Origin of the sequence: Caproicibacter sp. (assembly GCF_046707225.1) — a bacterium.
Lineage (GTDB): Bacteria > Bacillota > Clostridia > Oscillospirales > Acutalibacteraceae > Caproicibacter.
Window position 1 is genome coordinate 61,698 of record NZ_JBJKOP010000051.1, and the last position, 21,108, is coordinate 82,805.

The 21,108-nt window shown below is 56.1% G+C and carries 15 protein-coding genes; 5 read left to right on the forward strand and 10 right to left on the reverse strand.

Going from position 1 to position 21,108, the window contains the following annotated elements:
- Positions 1 to 48: 48 nt before the first annotated feature.
- Positions 49 to 1,347: an ABC transporter substrate-binding protein gene (locus tag ACLQ3M_RS14235; protein WP_411678354.1), complete on the reverse strand. Its 1,299-nt coding sequence runs from the start codon at positions 1,345 to 1,347 to the stop codon at positions 49 to 51.
- Positions 1,348 to 1,922: 575 nt separating this feature from the next.
- Between ACLQ3M_RS14235 and ACLQ3M_RS14240 the strand changes: the two genes are divergently transcribed.
- Positions 1,923 to 2,771: an MBL fold metallo-hydrolase gene (locus ACLQ3M_RS14240; protein WP_411678355.1), complete on the forward strand. Its 849-nt coding sequence runs from the start codon at positions 1,923 to 1,925 to the stop codon at positions 2,769 to 2,771.
- Between the two features lie 181 nt (positions 2,772 to 2,952).
- On the opposite strand, the gene ACLQ3M_RS14245 is transcribed toward ACLQ3M_RS14240, so the two are convergent.
- Genes ACLQ3M_RS14245 through rfbF form a run of 6 tightly spaced genes read right to left on the reverse strand, consistent with a single transcriptional unit; the run spans position 2,953 to position 10,892 of the window.
- Complete coding sequence (locus tag ACLQ3M_RS14245) at positions 2,953 to 4,185, reverse strand: glycosyltransferase family 2 protein (RefSeq protein WP_411678356.1); 1,233 nt, start codon at positions 4,183 to 4,185, stop codon at positions 2,953 to 2,955.
- A 6-nt stretch (positions 4,186 to 4,191) separates the two neighbouring features.
- Positions 4,192 to 5,538, reverse strand: coding sequence for a lipopolysaccharide biosynthesis protein RfbH (rfbH, locus tag ACLQ3M_RS14250; protein ID WP_411678357.1), 1,347 nt, complete (start codon positions 5,536 to 5,538; stop codon positions 4,192 to 4,194).
- A 17-nt stretch (positions 5,539 to 5,555) separates the two neighbouring features.
- Positions 5,556 to 6,656, reverse strand: coding sequence for a DegT/DnrJ/EryC1/StrS family aminotransferase (locus ACLQ3M_RS14255; RefSeq protein ID WP_411678358.1), 1,101 nt, complete (start codon positions 6,654 to 6,656; stop codon positions 5,556 to 5,558).
- Positions 6,657 to 6,672: 16 nt separating this feature from the next.
- Positions 6,673 to 9,027, reverse strand: coding sequence for a GNAT family N-acetyltransferase (locus ACLQ3M_RS14260; RefSeq protein ID WP_411678359.1), 2,355 nt, complete (start codon positions 9,025 to 9,027; stop codon positions 6,673 to 6,675).
- A gap of 6 nt (positions 9,028 to 9,033) precedes the next feature.
- The gene (gene rfbG, locus ACLQ3M_RS14265) at positions 9,034 to 10,131 is read right to left on the reverse strand and encodes a CDP-glucose 4,6-dehydratase (RefSeq protein ID WP_411678420.1); all 1,098 of its coding nucleotides are present in this window, start codon (positions 10,129 to 10,131) and stop codon (positions 9,034 to 9,036) included.
- Positions 10,122 to 10,892 carry a glucose-1-phosphate cytidylyltransferase gene (gene rfbF / locus ACLQ3M_RS14270; protein ID WP_411678360.1) on the reverse strand — a complete coding sequence of 257 codons (771 nt, stop codon included), beginning with the start codon at positions 10,890 to 10,892 and terminating at the stop codon, positions 10,122 to 10,124. The genes rfbG and rfbF overlap by 10 nt, the downstream gene beginning before the upstream one ends.
- A gap of 195 nt (positions 10,893 to 11,087) precedes the next feature.
- On the opposite strand from rfbF, the gene ACLQ3M_RS14275 reads away from it, so the two are divergent.
- From ACLQ3M_RS14275 to ACLQ3M_RS14290, 4 genes are read left to right on the forward strand one after another with little or no spacing between them, the layout of a single operon-like run.
- Complete coding sequence (locus tag ACLQ3M_RS14275; RefSeq protein WP_411678361.1) at positions 11,088 to 12,398, forward strand: hypothetical protein; 1,311 nt, start codon at positions 11,088 to 11,090, stop codon at positions 12,396 to 12,398.
- 21 nt (positions 12,399 to 12,419) lie between these two features.
- Positions 12,420 to 14,945: a BclA C-terminal domain-containing protein gene (locus ACLQ3M_RS14280; RefSeq protein ID WP_411678362.1), complete on the forward strand. Its 2,526-nt coding sequence runs from the start codon at positions 12,420 to 12,422 to the stop codon at positions 14,943 to 14,945.
- A 27-nt stretch (positions 14,946 to 14,972) separates the two neighbouring features.
- A complete protein-coding gene (locus ACLQ3M_RS14285) occupies positions 14,973 to 16,130 on the forward strand; it encodes a glycosyltransferase (RefSeq protein ID WP_411678363.1) in 1,158 nt (385 codons plus the stop codon).
- Positions 16,117 to 17,235 (forward strand): glycosyl transferase family 2, encoded by a 1,119-nt coding sequence (locus ACLQ3M_RS14290; RefSeq protein WP_411678364.1) that lies wholly within the window; start codon positions 16,117 to 16,119, stop codon positions 17,233 to 17,235. The genes ACLQ3M_RS14285 and ACLQ3M_RS14290 overlap by 14 nt, the downstream gene beginning before the upstream one ends.
- 45 nt (positions 17,236 to 17,280) lie before the next feature.
- Here ACLQ3M_RS14290 and ACLQ3M_RS14295 read toward each other — a convergent pair whose 3' ends face one another.
- From ACLQ3M_RS14295 to ACLQ3M_RS14305, 3 genes are read right to left on the reverse strand one after another with little or no spacing between them, the layout of a single operon-like run.
- Complete coding sequence (locus ACLQ3M_RS14295; RefSeq protein WP_411678365.1) at positions 17,281 to 18,453, reverse strand: amidohydrolase; 1,173 nt, start codon at positions 18,451 to 18,453, stop codon at positions 17,281 to 17,283.
- Positions 18,422 to 19,636 carry a pyridoxal phosphate-dependent aminotransferase gene (locus ACLQ3M_RS14300; protein ID WP_411678366.1) on the reverse strand — a complete coding sequence of 405 codons (1,215 nt, stop codon included), beginning with the start codon at positions 19,634 to 19,636 and terminating at the stop codon, positions 18,422 to 18,424. The genes ACLQ3M_RS14295 and ACLQ3M_RS14300 overlap by 32 nt, the downstream gene beginning before the upstream one ends.
- 35 nt (positions 19,637 to 19,671) lie before the next feature.
- Positions 19,672 to 21,096, reverse strand: a complete 1,425-nt coding sequence (locus ACLQ3M_RS14305) for a M20 family metallopeptidase (protein WP_411678367.1) — start codon at positions 21,094 to 21,096, stop codon at positions 19,672 to 19,674.
- Positions 21,097 to 21,108 lie beyond the last annotated feature (12 nt).

Consider the following 21,108-nt stretch of genomic DNA (forward strand, 5'->3'; position numbering starts at 1 on the left):
CGGGGGAACACAACCCGCCCCCGGCGGCGGGTATTCTCGGCGCCGGTGTTATTGATTTTCGGCAAGAATCCTGTTTGCGCTATCTTCGGCATCCTGAATCGCTTTTTTTGGATCCGTGCCCCCCTGGACGCAGGCTTCGTAAATTTTATTGATCGCGTTCTGAAAATTATCCTGATTCGGGATTCCTAGGCAGATATCCTTGGAATCCGCCAGCGTCTTTGCGGAGATGTCGCGGACCTGCCCCTCCAGCGTACTGGTGTCTGAAGAGAAGAACGGGTCGGCGGCCGCTTTGATTGTAGACGGCGAAACCGCGCATGCCTTGCACAGCGCCAGCTGGCACTTGTCGTTCGTAATATAATTGGCGAAATCGATCGCAGCCTTGTGGTTCTTGCTGGCCGCGGGAACAACCATATTCATCAGCGCGTCGTAAACAAACCCTGATTTTCCGACCATGGCATTCGCAATCGCCGTCGTTTTGTAAATATTCGGAGCCTCATCTTTAATTCTGTTGATCGTCTCGCCGGATGAATTGATGACGGCGAGCTTTCCGGTTTCAAACAGCTTAATCGATGTGTCCCAATCGCCCCAGCCGGTCTTCGGCAGCAGGCCCTTCGACGTCATATCTTTCAGCTCTGTGATTTTGGAAAGCGTCTGGTCATTGTTGAAGGCGGCGGTCTTCTTGTCTTCGCTCAGCATCGGAACGCCGTCGAGGAACAGCGCGTGATTGAACTCCTCCGGCATATAAAGGTAAGCGCCGGTCTTGTCCTTCATGGTTTTCGCAAGTTTGTCGGCTTCTTCATAGGTCTTCGGAACGGAAGTGACCCCGGCTTTTTCGAACAGCGCCTTGTTATAAATCATCACACACGGAGCCGCGTACCACGGGAACGCGTAAACGGAATCGCCTACGCGCGCGGAATCATAAAGAGACTTTATGTAAATTCCCTTCTGCTCCGGCGTCGCTTCCTTTTCCAGATCGACGATTGCGTTTTTGGCGACAAGCGCCAGCGTCATCTGCGTGTTCAGGTTCACAACATCCGGGGATTTTCCCCCGGCGGAAGCCGTGATCAGCTTCTGCTGAATGGACTCATACGGAAGATCAACCCATTTTATGGTAACGTTCTTATGCTCCGCTTCGTAGTCTTTGATCAAGCCGTTGAACAGGTCGGTAAAAGTCGGTTGCATGGAGATGGTCCACCATTCCACCGTAACCGGCGCGGAATCGGAACCGGAGCTTGTTTTTCCGGCCGCTGCGCTGCTTGCCGGGGAAGAGCCCGAACAGCCGGACAGAGCAGAACCAACTATGCCAAGTGCAAGGATTGTTGCAAGGATTCTCTTGGAAACACGCATATTGACACCCCTCTTAAAAATTATTGAAAGTGATACCGCAGCGAAAAAGCGGACACGTCTCCCGGTGAAAGCGCCTGAATGGAAGAAGGACCGGTCTGTCGAATGCGATAACACTTGCTCCCCTGAAAATGAAGTTTTAAATTTTGGAGCGGCATCCGGCTGCCGTTCCCCGATTTGCTGGTTCAAGTATAGCACAATAAAAAATATTTTCAATAGATTTTGAAAATTATTTTTTATATACAGTTTTATTGAGCATTTTATAGAAATATATGTCTAGTTACTATATAATATAACAATAAATCTCTTTAAAAAATATAATAAGCTATGAATATAAAAAATATTTTTATTTTTTCTTTTTAGAGGCAGAGCCTTGTGCCGCAGACCTGCCGCTTAAATTCCTTTTAATTTTGAAAGTTTCAAGCCTCCATAATGCAATTTTTTTGAAAAGTCTCCGTTTCTTTTAAAGGGATCGCTCCTCCCGCGCTTGACGGAAGCACCGGCAAAAGCTAGAATAAATCCGCCGGCCGGAAAATCCGGAATCGGCTCAACAGCAACTGAAAACGGAGGCGCTTGCCATGGAACTGCAGTACCTGGGGACGGCTGCGGCGGAGGGAATCCCCGCGCTGTTCTGCCAATGTCCGCTTTGCAAAACGGCGCGCAGTCTCAGGGGAAAAGAGATTCGCGGACGCTCCGGCCTTGTCGTCGACGGCCGGCTGATGATTGACTTCCCGCCGGATATCTTGTCCTATGCCGTCCGGTTTGACCTTGACCTTGCCAAAATCAAATTCCTCGTCGTCACGCACAGCCATACGGACCATTTCGCACCGGCCGATCTCGTTCTCAGGCTCCCTGGCTGCTATTGCAGCATCACGGACGGCGAACCTGTGATCCGTGTGTACGGGAACAGCGAAGTTCTCCGTCTGACAAGGCGGGCGCTTCGCGCCGAATATCAAACGGACCATGTTGATTTTATGAGTACCGGCCTGTTGAAGGCATTTTGCAAGGCACAGCTCGGCTCTTACGAAGTCACCCCCCTTCCGGCCGCGCACAAACCCGACGAAGAAGCTTTCATCTACCTTCTGCAAAAGGGCGGGGCCTCCCTGCTTTACGCCCATGATACCGGTTTTTTTCGTCCGGATGTATTCGAGTATCTGAAAAAGAGCAAAGTGAGGCTGGATATGGTCAGCCTTGACTGCACCTGCTGTGCGGCCAAGGAAGGAACCGCGCACATGGGTCTTCCTGACGATCTGGAAGTACTCAAAACGCTGCGAAGCTTCGGCGCCGTCACAATTGAAACAAAATGCGTAATCAACCATTTCAGCCACAACGGCGGGATGACCCACGCCCAGCTGGAGCAGGAAGCGAAAAAGCACCATTTCATCGCCGCTTACGACGGCATGAAAATCAGTCTGCCGGAAACCTGACAATCCGCACGCCCGCAAGGCTCTTTCCTAGGCGTTCCCTGTTCTAATCCTCGGTCAGTCCGTTCCGCTCATTGAACTGTCTGTTTTCAAAAAAGGCCGGGGCAGCCATCCTGTAAGGGATGGCTGCCCCGGCCTTTTTGGGGAAATCTGCGGCCCGGAAAAATGCAGGTGTGCGGATTTCCTACGACAAAGGCTTGGATTCCGGCGTCTTTCCAAAGGAAAAATAGAAATTTATATTTTTGCATGCAGAAAAGTCCTTCTCCTTGAAAGCCGCTTCAATTCTCGGGCGGGTCTCCGGGGTTACGGTTGTGAGGATCCGGCCATTTTCCGTTAACATTGAAATAAGCTGCTGAAAAAAGCCCTCCGGATAGGCCAGCGCTCCTGTATCGTATTCCACAACGATCAGGTCAAACCCGCCGCCGGAAAAAAACCGGCCGACATCATCCGGTGAACCAAAAACACAGGGCTCGCAGATTGTGGCAAGATCCGCGAGGGTTTCCTGTGCCGTTGTCAAATAAGAGAGCCTCACTTCGCTGTTGCCCCACCTGCGATATTTGTTCTTGATCTGAAGCAACGACGCCCCGCAGGAAGAGCCGATGCCAAGGACCCGGACCGGATCCGTTTTCCTGCAGTCGGCCAGAGCCACCAGAGTGTCGTCGATTTCACTCGCAATCCAGGAATCGACACCGAATTTTTGATGAAACAGCGAACGGTTTCTTACCGCCAGATTATCTTCAAAGTATTCGTTGTTGAAGGTGACGGAACCGAAATGATGCACATAGGTATCCGCGGCGAGAACCAGCCGGTAACCCAGCCGCCGGATTCGGAAGCTGATCGCATCGTCGTCGTACGAGCCCGGATTAAAATCCTCATCGAACCCGCCGATTTTTTGTATTGTGTCCGTGCGGAACAGGCAGGTGTAAGTCACCAGGCGCAATCTGTCTTCCCAGAAGCGCGAGTTGCTGTGGTTGTACTGGTCCGCGACGTTCTGCATTTCTTCCATGGAGCGGCACGGCAGCGTAATCTGCTGCCGGTTGGAGGAATAACTGCAGACCGGAACCGCCATTCCGATTTTGGGATCCGATTCCATACAGGCAACCAGATTCTTTAACCAGCGGCTTGTCGGAATAATATCGTTGCTGAGGTTCATGGTGTATTTCCCCTCCGCAAGCCGGAACCCGCTATTGATCGCCCGATCGACCCCGACGTTTTTCGGGAAGCTGACCTTTTTCTCATTCGGAAGGCTGTTGAAAAACTCTTCCGTCCCGTCGGAGGAGCCGTTGTTCACGGTAATCAGTTCGTAATCCACGTCCGTTGTATACCGGTACAGGTTTTCCACGCAAAGCTTCGTATAATCCAGATGGTTATAGGCCAGCAGCACGACGCTGACGGTCGGTTTTTGATGCTCGGACATTAAAACTCAGTCCTCCGTTCCAACGGTCTTTTCCGCAATTTTGGAAAGAAAGCGGCGCAGCACATCAAGAATATAGTGAATCATTTCGTTTGTGATGCCGGGATACACACCGATAAAAAACGATCCGTTCAAGGTCTTTTCCGTGTGAATCAGCTCTCCGGCGGTACGGCTTCGGATGTTTCGGTACCCGGGATGGCGCAGGATATTCCCGGCAAACAGCATTCTGGTCTCAATTTGATTCTGTTCCAGATACGTGACAAGTTCTTTCCGTGTAAACGGCGCGTCGTCCCGTACGGTAAGGGGAAACGCAAACCAGGACGGCTCCGCCTTTGGCAGGGCCCTTGGCAAAATGAAATATTCTTCGTACTGTTTCACGCCGTTCAAAAGCGTTTCAAAGTTCTCGCGGCGTCTTTTGGTAAACTCCGGCAGCTTTTTCAGCTGTTCGACTCCGACCGCACACTGCAGGTCGAGAGGCTTCAAATTGTAGCCGATGTTGCTGTAAATATATTTATGATCATAGCCGTCTGGCAGTCCGTCAAAAATCTGGTCAAACCGATGCCCGCAGGCGCCGTTCGGATTTCGTTCCCCGGTTCTGCAGTAGCAGGCGCGCCCCCAGTCGCGCAGGGAAAGAGCCTGCCGGTACAGGTTCAGGCTGTTGGTCAGCAGCGCGCCGCCCTCCCCCATGGTGATGTGGTGCGCCGCGTAAAAGCTGTAGGTCGAAAGATCGCCGAAGGTTCCGCAGCGTTTCCCGTCGTAAAAGGAATCCAGCGCGTCGCAGGTGTCTTCCAATACATACAGACTGTGTTTCTTTGCAAATTCCATGATACGGTCCATTTCCGCGGGATTCCCCAGCGTATGCGCCAGCACGACGGCGCGGGTCCTGTCGGAGAGCGCCGACTCCAGTCTGCCCGCATCCAGATTGTAGGTTCCTTCTTCCACGTCGATGAAAACGGGAATCAAACCGTACTGCAGAATCGGATTCAGCGTTGTCGGGAAGGCGAGCGCCGTGGTGATCACCTCATCGCCCGGCCTGAGCGGATGCGCAAGATTCGGCGAACAGAGCGCGCCGACCGCCAGCAGGTTGGCGGAGGAACCCGAGTTGGTCACAAGGCCGTAGTTCATCCCCATGCGCCGGGAAAAGTCGGAAACAAACCGATCCCCCTTTTCCCCAAGCGTCAGCCAGAAATCAAGCGCGCAATCAACGGCCGCCTGCATCTCCCGTTCGTCAAAGACGCGGCCCGCGTAATGAATTCTGCTCTTTCCCGGAATAAATTTTTCCTCCTGTTGTCTCAGTTTGAAGATTTCCTTTGTTTTCTCCAGAATCTCACGCCGCAGCGATTCCTCCGTCTCCACGGTCCCGCCCTCTTTCCTCATAGAAGCTCCAGAAAAGTATCGCAGACAAAATCCACGTCCTCATCGGTCATATTTGCCGCGGACGGCAGGCAGATACCCTTTTGCTCGATCGCCGCGCAGACCGGGTTATCAAACCGCTGTTCGTACATCGGGAACCGGCTCATGCGGGGGAACGCGGGTCTTGCATGGATATTCCGGGCGCGCAGTTCCTCCAGAATCCGGTCGCGCTTTTCCTGCGAAACGCCGGGCAGCAGCAGGGACGGATAGCAATAGTTGCTTCTGCAGCCCTCCCGTTCGCGCACCAGCCTGATTTTGCCGATTTCCCCAAGATTGCTGTCGTAGCGTTCAAAAAGATTTCTCTTCTTTTGTATCAGATCCTCCACACGTTCCAGCTGCGCCAATGCCAGCGCGGCGGAAAGATTGCTGATGGTGTACTGGTACCCGAGCTCGTCGGACCAGAACACCGCCTTGCGGTCCGTCCTCCCCATATCCGACAGACGGTAAGCCTTCCGGTAAAGGTCTTCGCTGTCGGTCAGCAAAACTCCTCCTTCACCGCTGACCGTCATTTTCGCTCCCTGAAAGCTGAAACAGGAAAAGTCGCCGAACGAACCGACCTTTTTGCCGTGATATTCCGCTCCGACCGCCGGAGCCGCGTCCTCAATGACGAAAAGGCCGTATTCCTCCGCGATCTTCATAATTTCATCCATCATGGCGGGCTGGCCGAACGAATGCACCAGCATGATCGCGCGGGTTCTGGGCGTGATCGCCTTTCTGACGCAGTCCGGATCAATCGTCCAGGTATCCGGCTCCACGTCGGCGAACACGCATTTCGCCCCCGTGTAAGCAACCGCGTGGGCGGTGGCAACCCAGCTGAAATCGGTGACGATGACCTCGTCGTCCTCTCCCAGTCCCAGGGCGGCGCAGGCCAGATGCAGCGCATGGGTGCAGCAGTGAACCGCAATCGCGTACTTGACGCCCACGTATTCGGCAAACGCTTTTTCCAGGCGTTTGATGTAATCCTCACAATGTTCGTACCATCCGTTTTGCACGGCGTCCAGAACATAGGACACTTCCTTTTCCGTAATGGACGGTCCCGCAAAGCTGATTTTATGGTTCAACAGATTTCCCTCCCGTTCAATTTGTTTCAGTAGTATTTTCTTCGCTATACCGCATCACCGTATGACACTTTCCCTCTCCGTTCTCGCCCGTCTGTTCTTCCCGCTCCACCGCGAACCCGTTCTTCCTGTAAAAACGGATTGCATGGGGATTATCCTGAAACACCCGCAGGCGGATTACTTTCAGGCCAAGCTCGCGCCGCCCCCAGCGCAGCAGCGCCATGAGCGCGAAGCCCATCAGGCCGGGGCGCGCGCTTTTTTCTCCGCGCAGGACGGCATCCACCTCGCAGCTCTTTTCCTCATAATCAAAACCTGCAAAGCCAATGTGGCCGACCGGCTTTCCGTCCGGCGCCTGAATCAGAAATAAAAGGCGGTCTTCTTTTCCGATAACCAGGCGGTCAAGCCAGACGGCGGTTCTTTCCGGCGTTGCCGTAAAGGGTTTTGCATTCAATCCCGGATTTTCATTTCTCCATTTTGAAAGCAGGGATTCGATTCCCGGCAGGGAAACGCGGAAATCCGCCGTGATCGGCCTCAGGAAAGCGGCGGCAGCGCCGCTTTCATCCGGCACTGGAATCCTGCGTGGCGAAAAATCCCCGCCGACGCCTTTATACCGGTTGAAAACCGCCCTGATTTTAGCGCGATACCGCCGGGCTTCCCCGTACGGCTCGACAATCATGTTCCTGCGTAATTCTTCCCGCGGCAGCAGGGGATTCTGGTCCTCGACCGGGCGGCCGACCTCCAGCTTCGGAACGACCAGAGTCGTTTGCGGCAGCGCAAACTCAATCAGCGCCGGCTCAGGCGAATTGAGCAGCTCCGACAGCTTTTCCGGAGATTCCCCCTCTCGTACGCGCGTATTTTCAATTCCATAGGCACCGGCAATTTTGCAAAAATCCGGTGCTCCGTAATCGTCGACCGTCGCGTTCAGCCTTCCGTCGAAATACAGTTCCTGAAACTGCCGTATCATGCCGAGACTTTGATTGTTGAACACCAGAATCTTTACCGGGATACGGTCGCGCGCAAGGACTTCCAGCTCCTGCAGGTTCATCTGCATGCCGCCGTCGCCCGTGACCGCCAGAACCTTTCCCCGGCTTCCGGCATACCACGCGCCGACGGCGCAGGGCAGCGCGAATCCCATCGCCCCCATGCCGCCCGAGGTCAAAAGCCGGTTTCCTGCCGAAAGGTGAAGGGACTGCGCCGCCCACATCTGATTCTGCCCTACATCCAGACAGACGGTGTCATCCGGGCCGATCAGTCCGGAGAGACGTTCAAGAATCCGGTTCGGGTTCCCCGGCCCGTTTTCCCCTCCGGCAGGATACCGGTTTTGATAACCCCGAACGGTTTTCCTCCATTCCTCCGTATCGGAGCAAATCTTGCCGGCATGGGAAAGCAGCTCTTCCAGAAACGCCCCCGCGTCGGCCTGAATTTGAAATTCATTCCTTTTTATCTCATGTTCCAGTTCGTCAGGATCAATATCAACCCGGATCAGCCTTGCGCCCCTGGCAAAGCTTTCCGGGTTTGTTCCGGTCTGGCGGGTATCAAGACGCGTTCCAACCGCCAGAACAAGGTCGCTGTTCGCAACGGTGAAATTCGCGCAGCGGCAGCCATAGGATCCGATCATGCCGACTGAATTTTCCATTCCCGCGCAAACATCCAGCCCCATCAGCGAGGAAACGACGGGGATGCGAAGCCGCCCCGCCAGTTCCCTGAATTTCTGTTCCGCTCCGGACAAACGGATTCCTCCCCCCGCAAGAAGGACGGGGCGGCGGCTGGCGTTCAGCAATTCCACGACTCTGCCGACGTCCGGTTTTGTTACGGGCGTCGGTGTTTCCCGATCGCCGTCCAGTGCTTCCGGCGGCACATCCTCCCGCTGAAGATCCATTGGGAGGTCCAGCAGCACGGGCCCCGGCCTTCCGGAAACCGCGATTCGCATGGATTTTTCCAGTTCTCGGCGAATCTCCATCGGATCCGTCACCCGCACGGCGTATTTTGTAACAGGAGCGGCAATCGAAACAATGTCGGTTTCCTGAAAACCGAGCTGCCTCAGCTTTTTTCTTCCCTTGTACTCGTAAGTATTGACCTGACCGGTCAGGTAAACGACCGGAACGGAGTCGAAAAACGCGCTTCCGATCCCCGTGACCAGATTTGTCGCGCCGGGGCCGCTGGTTGCCATGGCAACTCCCGGCGTGCCTTTCCTGCGCGCGTATCCTTCCGCCGCAAACGCCGCCGCCTGCTCATGGCAGCATCCGACCAGCCTGATTCCGGGGATGCGGTAAAGAGAATCGATCAGATGCGTAACCGCGCCTCCGGGATAGCCAAACACATACTCACAGCCTGTTCCGGCAAGAAAACCGGCAATATAATCTGAAACTTTCAATCGACTTTATCCCCTTTCCCCGCTTTGCTTCCCGCGGCTTTCTTCCACACGCGCGGTAAAGTCCCGAATCTGCCCGAGGCACAGGGCGAAAACATCCGGCCTTTCAAACCCACGGTACCATTCCATTGTCATCCCGAGCGATTCCTTCAGGGAAAGCTGCGGAAACCAGTCAAGGAGCGTGTTTGCCTTCGTACAGTCAAGGTTTAAAAACGAGGCTTCGTGGTCGGAATCAGGGTCGGATAAGTCTTCCCAGCTCCCGGCCCCCCACAGGTTGATCACCGCGTCCACCACTTCCCCCACCGATGCGAGCGGCCCGCCGCGCGGTCCGAAATTCCAGGATTCCGCGGTCTTTTTCGGATCCGAAAGCAAACCCGCAGCCAGCAGTAAATAACCGTACAGCGGTTCCAGCACAAACTGCCACGGTCGAATCGCGTCCGGATTTCTCACTCCGACCGGTTCGCCTTTTCTCAGCGACCGGATACAATCCGGCAAAAGCCGATCCTCAGACCAGTCCCCTCCGCCGATCACATTGCCCGCCCGCGCCGTGGCAACGGGCATGGAGAAGGACCTCCGATACGCGGAAGCCACAAGCTCCGCGCAGCCCTTGCTCGCGCTGTACGGGTCATATCCGCCCATCGCGTCGCTTTCCCGGTAGCCCCAGATCTGCTCCCGGTTTTCGTAGCATTTGTCGGAGGTGACAATCACACAGGAACGCACGCTCCCGGTCTTTCGAACGTTTTCCAGCAGATTGACGCAGCCCATGACGTTGGTCTCGAACGTTTCGGCGGGAGCGCGGTAAGACTTTCGGACGATCGGCTGGGCGGCAAGATGAAACACAATCTCCGGCTGAAAGACATCAAAGATTTCGGCAAGACGTTTGCGGTCACAAACGTCTCCTCGCAGATCCGTCAGTTTATCCTTCAGCCCGCACAAGGCAAAATTCCCGTAATCGGACGCCGGCGGCAGCGCATAACCGATTACCTTTGCCCCCAGAGCGTCGAGCCACATCGACAGCCAGGAGCCTTTGAACCCGGTGTGGCCGGTTACAAGAACCCTTTTGTTCCGAAACACTCCGCCGAACAAATCCTTCTGTGCTAACTCCATACTTTCCAAGGCGCATCTCCCCTGTTCCAAAGAGCATTTACCCTTTCAACGTCCTTGTAAGTATCGATCGCGGTCCAAAATCCGTCATGGCGATAAACGGATATCTGGGAATCCGCGGCAAGGCGGTGCAGCGGTTCCTGTTCAAACGCGCAGTCTTCAGAAGGGATATACTCGAAGACCTCTTTTTTCAGAACCATAAATCCGCCGTTTATGATGTCCTTCAGCACGGGCTTTTCCCGGAAGGCCGTGACATTTCCTTCCCGCAGCTGCATTACTCCGAACGGTGAGACAGGGTTCACCCCCGTCAGCGTGGCAATTTTGCCGGACCGCGTGTGACAGTCCTGCAGAGCGTGTAAATCCACGTCACTCAGCCCGTCGCCGTAGGTCAGCATAAACCGATCCGAATCAATGTATTCCCGGATCTTTTTGATTCTGCCGCCCGTCAGCGTCTCCGGACCTGTGTCGACAATTGTAACGTTCCAGTCCTCATCCCGGCTGGTCAGGTACCGGACCTCCCCGCTGTGCCCGGTTTGAATTGAAAAGTCGTTATTCAGCCACTGCATTTCCATAAAGTATCGTTTGATCATGTCGCCCCGGTAACCGACGCACAGGATAAAATCATGCAGTCCGTAAAAAGAGTAGTGCTTCATAATATGCCAGAGGATCGGCCTTCCACCGACCTGGACCAGAGGTTTGGGCCGGAATTCCGTTTCCTCCCTCATTCGCGTTCCTTTTCCTCCGCACAGGATTACCGTTTGCATTGCATTTTCCGCTCTCCAATCGTCTCATCTATATGCGCCGTTTATGGCATAAATCCGGTCTGACTCAGTATATGCGGGATCTCTTTTTCAGGTTCAGGACACGGTGCAAAATTCTATGCATGAATTTTGCACCGTGTCCCTGGGAACGGCGTCTTGTTTGTACGCATATACTAGCAAAAGCCGCAGGAAGCATCCATGGATCATTACAGCGGCTGGAAATTTGATGTGCAGGTGAAATATATGAGCAATATAGCATTGCAAATCGAACGGTCGGCAAGCGGGTCGATCGCAGCCGGCAGCAATGTAATTTTTGATACAACCGTGTATCTTGCGGGGAATGTCACCTATAACAGCACGACCGGAGTCATCACCTTTTTAGAGGCCGGCCGATACTCACTAAGCTGGTGGGTAGCTACGCAGGCGACGCTTTCCAGCAACGGAACCGTTTTTGCCTTGTCCTCCTCGCAGGGGGATTTTTTGGAGGGAAATTCACCGTTAAGGGCGGATGAAGTTTCCGGAATTGGAATTATTGACGTGACTGTGGCGCCCGTAACGGTTTCACTGGTGAACGCCAGTACAACCGATGTGTTTTATGCAAACGTTGTCCCGCTGAAAGCAACCTTGGTTGTGATTGAGGACGATCTGGTTGGACCGACGGGAGGAACTACCGGGCCGACAGGGCCAACAGGACCGACGGGTGCAGCCGGGCCGACCGGACCGACCGGAGACACCGGAGCAATAGGCCCAACGGGCGACACCGGACCGACAGGCCCAACCGGAGACACCGGACCGACAGGACCGACCGGAGACACCGGAGCAATAGGCCCAACGGGCGACACCGGACCGACAGGCCCAACCGGAGACACCGGGCCGACCGGCCCAACCGGAGACACCGGGCCGACAGGACCGACCGGAGACACCGGAGCAATAGGCCCAACGGGAGACACCGGGCCGACCGGCCCAACCGGAGACACCGGGCCGACAGGACCGACCGGAGACACCGGACCAACAGGCCCAACCGGCGATACCGGACCGACAGGACCGACCGGCGACACCGGGCCGACCGGACCGACCGGCGATACCGGCGCAACCGTCCAGTTACGTGGAATTCAGACTCAGCTTGACGACAGCCCCGGGGGCACCGTGACCGACGGTTCACCGGTTCTGTTCAGTACAATTTTAAGTGACCAAAGCCCCAATATCTCTTACAATGCCGCAACCGGAGAATTCACCATTACCGGCGTAGGGATTTACTATGTCAGTTGGTGGGTCGCAGAAGACAGCGCCGGTGCTGCCACATCGGTCAACTTCAGCGTAACGCTGAACAGCGTTCCAGGGCCGGTTGCATACTCGCCATTAACAACGGGCCAGGTCAGTGGCAGCGCAATCGTCACGGTAGGCGCCACTCCCGCTACCGTCACTCTAACGAACCAATCGGGAGCTACCGTAACCTATTCCACTACAACTGTTCAGGCGGGCATAACCATCATTGAAGTAAGCCTTTAATGAACTCGGGAGGAAAGTAATTTGAGCAATATTGCCCTACAAATAGAACGAACCGCCGTAGGCGGGAATATCGCTCCGGGCGGAAATGTCATTTTTGATAACGTTATTTATTCATCAGGTAATATCCTTTATAATCCCGCGACCGGCGTCATTACAATCGGCGATGCCGGAAGATATGTTTTCAACTGGTGGCTCGCCACTCAAACCTCATCCGGAGCATCCGGGATCGATTACGCGCTGGTTTCTTCGCAAGGCGACAATATTGAAGGCGTGCTGCCCATTCGAACCGGAGAGGCATACGGCATAGGAATTATAGAAGTCACCACTCCGCCTGTTACCGTATCCCTGCAAAACGTAACTGCAGGCACCACGATTTTAACCTCGCAGTTTTCTCCCAACGCGTCCCTTACCGTCGTGGAAGACGACACGCTGGGCGAAACCGGACCAACCGGGCCGACAGGGCCTGCAGGCGGGCCAACCGGGCCAACCGGGCCGACCGGACCGTCCGGCGGACCCGTAGGGCCAACCGGACCGACAGGGCCAACCGGACCAACCGGAACAACGGGGCCCACAGGCCATAACGGAGCGCAGGGCCCTCAGGGAGCAATGGGATTTGTGGGACCGGCAGGACCGGCAGGACCGACTGGGCCGACCGGGCCGTCCGGCGGACCTATGGGGCCGACCGGAGCAACCGGACCAACCGGGCCGTCCGGGTCGACCGGACCAAGCGGAACAACCGGACCTACAGGAGCGACGGGATCTACCGGCGATACCGGACCAATCGGACCGGCGGGCGGACCAACGGGGCCAACCGGCCCAACCGGACCTGGCGGGCCCGCGGGCGGTCCTACGGGGCCAACCGGACCTACAGGACCGACCGGAACCGCAGGTTCTGCCGGAGCGACCGGACCGACAGGACCGACCGGAACCGCGGGTTCTACCGGAGCGACCGGACCTACAGGACCGACCGGAACCGCAGGTTCTACCGGAGCGACCGGACCTACAGGACCGACTGGAACCGCAGGTTCTACCGGAGCGACCGGACCTACAGGACCGACCGGAACCGCAGGTTCTACCGGAGCGACCGGACCTACAGGACCGACTGGAACCGCAGGTTCTACCGGAGCAACCGGACCAACTGGCAGCACAGGGCCGACGGGGCCGACCGGAGACACCGGACCGACTGGCGACACCGGGCCAACCGGAGACACTGGACCGACCGGGGACACCGGACCAACCGGCGACACCGGACCAACTGGCGACACCGGGCCGACCGGAGATACCGGACCGACCGGCGACACCGGGCCAACGGGATCAACCGGCGATACGGGACCGACTGGTGACACCGGGCCGACTGGTGACACCGGGCCTACCGGAGATACCGGACCAACCGGCGACACCGGACCAACTGGAGACACCGGGCCAACCGGAGACACCGGGCCGACCGGAGACACCGGACCGACCGGAGACACCGGGCCGACCGGAGACACCGGACCGACCGGAGACACCGGACCGACCGGAGACACCGGGCCGACGGGAGACACCGGACCGACCGGAGACACCGGGCCGACCGGAGACACCGGGCCGACCGGAGACACCGGACCGACCGGAGACACCGGGCCGACGGGAGACACCGGACCGACCGGAGACACCGGGCCGACGGGAGACACCGGACCGACTGGCGACACCGGACCAACTGGAGACACCGGACCGACGGGATCAACCGGCGATACGGGACCGACTGGCGACACCGGACCAACCGGACCAACGGGTGACACCGGACCGACCGGAGACACAGGACCAACTGGACCGACTGGCGATACCGGGCCTACTGGAGACACTGGGCCGACGGGTGATACCGGGCCAACCGGCGACACCGGACCAACCGGACCAACTGGCGACACCGGGCCAACCGGAGACACCGGACCGACCGGAGACACCGGACCAACGGGAGACACCGGGCCGACCGGCAATACCGGGCCGACCGGAGACACCGGACCGACCGGAGACACCGGACCGACCGGAGACACCGGGCCGACGGGAGACACCGGACCGACCGGAGACACCGGGCCGACGGGGCCAACCGGAGATACCGGACCAACGGGACCGACTGGTGACACTGGGCCAACAGGGCCGACTGGTGACACCGGACCAGGCGTAACAACCTTCGGATATGTTTACAATTTAGGAACACAGGCCGTTGCCAGCGGCGCCGACGTCACATTCAGCAACAACGGTCCTCTCAGCGGAATTACCCATACCGCCGGCACGGCCGCTGTAACAGTGCCGTCCGCAGGCACGTATCAAATCGACTATTATATCAACATTACGGCGGGAACGGGAGCTTCCCTCTCCATTGCAGTGAACGGAACCACGGATGCATCAACGACCATCGATCTGCTGGTCGGGACCGGCGTGGTTTCCGGGACCGCAATGCTGACGCTGGCGGGCGGCGATGTTCTGACCCTTAGAAACAGTTCCGGCGCCACCGCGTTTACTCTGGGAACCTCTGTCAGTTCACAATTTGACGTTATCTTTTTAAGCTAATCCTTTTCGGGGGCCGCCGCTGCGGCGGTGACCCTCGGCTTTATAAAAGAGGTGTTTTTTACGGGTAAGTATAAAATCTGCGTTTACGCAATCACCAAAAACGAAGAGCAGTTTGTCGACCGCTGGATGGACGCTGTCAGCGAGGCCGATCTTATTGTCGTCGCCGACACCGGTTCCACCGACCGCACGGTAGAAAAGCTCCGGGCGCGCGGTGCGCAGGTATACCGCGAGGAAATCAAGCCCTGGCGTTTCGATGCCGCAAGGAACGCGGCGATGGACCATATTCCGGAAGATGTTGACATCTGCGTGCCAAACGATCTGGATGAGGTTTTTGAAAAAGGCTGGCGAGAAAAGCTGGAGGCGGTCTGGCAGCCGGATCTTACACGCGTCAAGTATCTTTTCACCTACAGTTACAAGGAAGACGGGGCGCCGGATAAACAATACATGATGGAAAAGATTCATTGCCGGAAGGGATTCCGCTGGATTCACCCGGTCCATGAACTTTTGTCCTACAGCGGTGGCAAGCCTGAAAAAAGCATATGGGTTCCCGGCCTCATTCTGAATCATTATCCGGACCTTTCCAAACCGAGAAGCCAGTACCTGCCTCTGCTGGAACTCTCCGCCAAAGAAAACCCTGAGGACGACCGGGTCATTTTCTGGCTTGGGCGCGAGTATATGTATTACAAAAGATACGATGAAAGCATCGTGACGCTGCGTCGCTACCTGGATATGCCAAGCGCCGCCTGGACGGAGGAACGCTGCGCCGCCATGCGTTTTATTTCGCAGTGTCTGGCCGAGCAGAAAAAGCCGGATGAAGCGAAAGAATGGCTCTACCGCGCAATCGGCGAATGCCCTTCCGTCAGGGAGCCTTATTATTACATGGCGAATCTTGCCTATCTGCAAGGCGACTGGTTCCTTCTGTTTGATATGTGCGAACAGGCGCTCACCATCAAAAACCGCTCGGGCAGCTATTTGATGGAACCACACTGCTGGGGCGCTTTCTTTTATGATTACGGCTCCATTGCGTGCTATCGCCTTGGCCTTTACCAGAAATCGCTGGAATACGTGCAGAAAGCCGCTGAGCTTTCGCCGGACGATCCGAGGATTCGGCGGAATCTCGACCTGATCCGTGCAATGGCTGATTCGGATGCCGGGAAGGAGTGTGCAGGCCATGAGGCAATATAAAATCTGCGTCTACGCCATCTGCAAAAACGAGGAGCAGTTTGTCGACCGCTGGATGGACTCCATGAGCGAGGCGGACCTGGTGGTTGTCACCGATACCGGCTCCACGGACAAAACCGCGGAAAAGCTGATTTCGCGCGGAGCGGTCGTCTATTCCGAAGGAATTAATCCCTGGAGGTTCGACGAAGCAAGGAACCGCTCGCTTAACCACGTTCCGGAGGACGTCGACATCTGCGTCTGCACCGATCTTGACGAAATTTTTGAAAAGGGCTGGCGTCGCTGTATTGAAAAGGCGTGGCAAAAGGGTACAACCATGGGCAAATACCTGTATAACTGGAGCCTGAAGCCGGACGGAACCCCCGCGGTGCAGTTCCGTTACTTTAAATGCCACGCAAGACACGGCTACCGCTGGATCCATCCCGTTCACGAATGCCTTGGCTATGTCGGGACTGAGCCGCAGCAGGTGGTCTTTATCCCCGGGATGGTTCTGAATCATCACCCCGACCCGAACAAATCGAGAAGCTCCTATCTGCCGCTTTTGGAAATGGCCGTAAAGGAAGAGCCGAGCGACGACCGCATGACGTATTACCTGGGCCGGGAATATATGTACCGGGGGCGCTGGCAGGACTGTATCAATACCATGCTGCGTTATCTCTCCCTGCCCACCGCCGTCTGGCGGGAGGAGCGCTGTGCTTCCATGCGCTGGACCGCCGCTTCCTTTTTCAGCCTGTCGCAGGTTTCGGAAGCATACCGCTGGTATTACCGCGCAATCGGCGAAGCCCCCTGGATGCGCGACGCTTATGTGGAATTTGCCAGGATGGCTTACCGGCTCGGCGACTGGCCGACCGTATTTTGCATGACGGAAGAAGCGCTCAAAATCCGCGAGCGCTCCCCTGTTTATGTCAACGCGGCTTACGCATGGGATTATACGCCCGACGATCTCTGCTCCATCGCCTGCTTTCAGCTGGGGATGTATGAGCGTTCCCTGGCGCACGCAAAGGCCGCGCTGGCGTTCAGCCCGGAGGACCAGAGGCTGAAAAACAATCTCAGTCTGATCGAGAAAAAGCTGAAAGAAACTTCGCCGGAACATGAGAAATCCCCCGGATGATAACAAAATCCATCCGGGGGATCGCATAGGGCTATTCGGTTGATTTTACTTGCCTGCTTTCAGGTAATCGCAGGCAAACCGGGCATAAAACGCGGAGCCGCGCTGCAGGGCCGCCTCATCCACCTTGAATTTGTCGCTGTGGTTGGAATAAACCGCGCCGATGTCCGGATTGCCCGCGCCGAGAAATGCAAAATAGCCGGGCGCTTTTTCCATGTAATAGCAGAAATCCTCTGAACCCGTCAGTTTCTCGACCGAAATGATTCCATCCTCTCCGTACAGTCCGACGGCGGCGTCATGCGCAACGCGGTTCAGAAGAGCATCGTCGTTACTGACCGGATCCGTGAATTTTGCGTATTCCACCTCCGCGGTCGCGCCGAATACCGAAGCGGTCTGCTGTGCGATTTTTTTCAGAACGTCTTGTGCATCGTCGGCCGTTTTCCTCGAAAACGTACGCAGGGTTCCTTCCATCTCCACACGCTGTGGAATAATGTTGAACCGGTCGCCGCCATGAATGGTGCCGACCGTTACTACCAGCGGACTCAGCGGGTCGTTCATCCGGCTGACATAGCTCTGCAAATTCATGACGATGGAGGAGGCCGCTGCAATCGCGTCCGTTCCAAGGTGAGGGGTGGAACCGTGAGCGGCCGCGCCCTTCACAATGATTTTAAAGGACGCCGCGGCAGCCATGCGGCTGCCCTCCTGAACATTGATTTTCGGGCCGCGCATCACCGCGAAAATATGCATTCCCATCACGGCGTCGACGCCGTCCATCACGCCTTCTTTCACCATGTATTCCGCGCCGTTGCCGGCTTCCTCGGCAGGCTGAAAAATCAGCTTTACGTCGCCTTCCAGCTCGTCCCTGATCTCCGTCAGGATTTTTGCCGCGCCGAGCAGCATGGAAATATGGCAGTCATGCCCGCAGGCGTGCATTTTACCGGGATTCTGCGAACGGAACGGAACATCCGCGTTTTCCTGAATCGGAAGGGCGTCGATATCCGCCCGAAGGGCGACCGTTTTTCCGGGTTTTCCTCCGTGGATCATACCCGTTACCCCTGTTTTGGAATAGCGCTTTGTTTCAATGCCCATGCCCTTGAGTTCGGCTTCAATGGTATTTGTGGTATTCTCCTCTTCCCAGCTCAGTTCCGGGTGCTGGTGAAAGTATCTTCTTTGTTCAATGATATAGCTTTCATATTTTTCCGCAAGTTCTTTGATCGGCATCCTGTATCCCTTCCTTTTCCAATTTCAGATTTTTTACAAAGTTAGAAATTCGTTTTACGCCTTTCAGAAGATTTTTCTGAGAAGTGACATACGAAATCCGAACGTACTCCGTTCCGCCCGGCCCAAACGCGGTTCCGGGTACCACAGCCACCCTTGCTTCGCGCAGCAGTCGCATTGCAAAATCCTCGGAAGTGAGTCCCGTTCCCGAAATATTTACATAAAGGTAAAATGCGCCGTTCGGCTTCACGCATTTTAAACCTTCAATTTTTTCAATTCCCTCGACCAGCAAATCTCTTCGAACGCGAAATTCGTCGATCATTTGCCTAACGGAATTCTGCGGGCCGCTCAGCGCTTCCACCGCGGCGTACTGCGCCATCGTGTTGACGCAGGAAATCACGTCGTCCTGCATGCTGATCATCAGGCGGATTATTTCCGGAGAGGACACCGCATAGCCGACGCGCCACCCCGTCATCGCATAAGTCTTGGAAAAGCTGTCGATGATAACCGTCCGCTCCTGCATGCCGGGAAAAGACGCGATGCTCACAACGGGTACTCCCCCGTAATTGTAATCCTGATATACCTCGTCGGAAATGACATAAAGATCATGTTTCACGGCAATCTCCGCTATTTTCCCGAGCGTCTCCGGGCTGATGATACTCCCGACCGGATTGGAGGGAGAGTTGAGCAGAATTGCTTTCGTTTTCGGCGTAACCGCTTTTTCCAGATCTTCACAATCCATGATGAAGCCGTTTTCCTCACGCAGGGTGACAAATTTCGGCACGGCACCGATGGAAATCGCCTGGCCGAGATAATTGGAAAACAACGGAACCCCGATGATGATTTCGTCCCCCGGATTCATCAGCGCTTTCATGGAAAGGTACAGCGCTCCGGTCGCCCCGTTTGTTACAATCACCTGCTGTTCCGGGTCTGCGTGAATTCCTTTCCTTTTCCCTACGCTTTCGGCGATTAAGGCTCTCAGCTGAGGAATGCCGGCGCTGACGGTGTACCCGGTTTTTCCCTCGTGAAGCGCCTTGCAGGCTGCTTCCACAATATGCTCCGGCGTCGGGAAGTCCGGCTCGCCGACCATCAGCTTGACGCAGTCGTCCATTTTTACGGCAAGATTGAAAATCTTGCGGATTCCGGAAGTCGGCGCGGCCAGCGCGTTGACGGATAAACTTTTCATCGTATCTCTCCTAACTTGATTTCAGACAATGCCGATTACCGGAGCGCCGCGGGTTCTACCTCCGGCGGAATCGGGCAAAGATAGCTCTCTCCATGCAGGGTTTCCTTCCACTCTTCCCGCGCCCGGCTCACGATTTCAGGGTGCTCAAAAAGCTCCGCCGCGGTCAGCGCGATGGTTTTCGCCGCCAGCAGCATTCCCTTGTGGCAAATTCCGGACTTTCCCTGCGAAACCACCTGCCAGGAGTGCCCGGGGGTGCCGAAAGCCTGTGTCGCGGCGGAGCACTGTGCGGTAGGCACAATCCAGCTGACGTCACCGACGTCCGTTGACCCGGGCATCGGCGTATCCGACTTTTGATAAGGCCTGACAAAACCGGCAATTCCGGTTTCCCGGATGACTCCGAGCTCTTCCCGGTCGCGAACCCGGGCGTTCGCGGTTGCTTTCTGGGTCGCAGTCAGCGTTTCTCCGATTTCTTTCGCAAACCCGATCTCCTCGCCGTCAGCCTGCCACGGGCCCAGCTCTTTCATCTTTTCGCTCATCAGACGACTCAGGGTATCGTTCGGAATATAATCGGTATAGCCGCTGTCAATGACGGTTTCGAAGGCGGTGCCGGTCATTAGTGCCGCACCCTTTGCAATTTTAACCACGCGGTCAAAAATTTCTTTCGCCTGCCGGAATTTCGGGGCGCGAACCACATACAGGACTTCCGCGTTTGCCTGCACCACATTCGGGGAAAGCCCGCCCGCGTTCGTGATCGCGTAATGGATTCTTGCCTCCGGAATCACATGCTCGCGCAGGTAGTTGGCGCCGACGTTCATCAGTTCCACGGCGTCCAGCGCGCTGCGGCCAAGCTGCGGAGCCGCGGCCGCGTGAGAGCTGGTTCCGCTGAATTTGAAATACGCCTGTGTCACGGCAAGGCTGCTGCATCCCCAGACTTCGTTCATATCGCCCGGATGCCAGGAGAGAGCCGCGTCCGCATCATCAAAGACTCCCTCGCGCGCCATAAACGCTTTTCCGCTCCCTACTTCTTCCGCAGGGCATCCGTAGTACCGAACCGTCCCCGAAAGTCGATGCTTCTTAATATAATCCTTGACCGCTACGGCGGCCGCCAGGGCCCCGACGCCAAGGGCGTTATGGCCGCAGCCATGCCCGCTGCCGCCCGGAACCAGCGGCTTTTTTTCCGTAACTCCGGCTGCCTGGCTCAATTCAAACAAAGCGTCAAATTCACCCAGAATCGCAATCACGGGTTTCCCGCTGCCGAAACTGCCGACGAAAGCCGTCTGCATTCCGGCAAGCCCTGTTGTAACCTCAAATCCCTCTTCCCGCAGAATTTTACAGAGCAATTCCGCAGACTGATGTTCTTCAAACCGTGTTTCCGCATAATCCCAGATGGAATCGCTTGCCTGCTCATAAAGTTCCTTTTTCCCGTCAATCAGCATGGATATTTTATCTTTGCACGCCATATTTCAGTCCTC

Coding starts and splice junctions, on each gene's coding strand:
- ACLQ3M_RS14235 (WP_411678354.1), bottom strand. CDS start 1,347: ATGCGTGTTTCCAAGAGAATCCTTGCAACAATCCTTGCACTTGGCATA.
- ACLQ3M_RS14240 (WP_411678355.1), top strand. CDS start 1,923: ATGGAACTGCAGTACCTGGGGACGGCTGCGGCGGAGGGAATCCCCGCG.
- ACLQ3M_RS14245 (WP_411678356.1), bottom strand. CDS start 4,185: ATGTCCGAGCATCAAAAACCGACCGTCAGCGTCGTGCTGCTGGCCTAT.
- rfbG (WP_411678420.1), bottom strand. CDS start 10,131: ATGGAGTTAGCACAGAAGGATTTGTTCGGCGGAGTGTTTCGGAACAAA.
- rfbF (WP_411678360.1), bottom strand. CDS start 10,892: ATGCAAACGGTAATCCTGTGCGGAGGAAAAGGAACGCGAATGAGGGAG.
- ACLQ3M_RS14275 (WP_411678361.1), top strand. CDS start 11,088: ATGGATCATTACAGCGGCTGGAAATTTGATGTGCAGGTGAAATATATG.
- ACLQ3M_RS14290 (WP_411678364.1), top strand. CDS start 16,117: ATGAGGCAATATAAAATCTGCGTCTACGCCATCTGCAAAAACGAGGAG.
- ACLQ3M_RS14295 (WP_411678365.1), bottom strand. CDS start 18,453: ATGCCGATCAAAGAACTTGCGGAAAAATATGAAAGCTATATCATTGAA.
- ACLQ3M_RS14300 (WP_411678366.1), bottom strand. CDS start 19,636: ATGAAAAGTTTATCCGTCAACGCGCTGGCCGCGCCGACTTCCGGAATC.
- ACLQ3M_RS14305 (WP_411678367.1), bottom strand. CDS start 21,096: ATGGCGTGCAAAGATAAAATATCCATGCTGATTGACGGGAAAAAGGAA.